1 pseudogene is annotated in these 335 nt (G+C 30.4%); it reads left to right on the forward strand.

The window, feature by feature from the left end:
• Positions 1–335, forward strand: a pseudogene (locus IDG60_RS03220) (bacitracin ABC transporter permease); the annotation flags it as partial.

Raw genomic sequence — 335 nt, forward strand, 5'->3', positions numbered from 1 at the left:
TATGATGAAATGAAAAAAGAGGTCGATGCTACTAACGGTATTCTAATATTTGTTACATCATTTTTAGGATTAGCATTTTTAGTAGCAGCTGGATGTATTATTTATATTAAACAAATGGATGAAACTGAGGATGAACTAAGTAACTTCAGAATATTAAAACGCATAGGCTTTACGCATACAGATATGCTTAAGGGATTATTATTAAAAATTACTTTCAACTTCGGTTTACCATTATTGATTGCTATATTACATGCAGTATTCGCCGCAATAGCATTTATGAAATTGATGGGTAATATTTCCTTCATGCCGGTTATTGTAGTAATTGTTGTATACAC

The sequence above is a fragment of the Staphylococcus sp. EG-SA-2 genome (assembly GCF_017152085.1).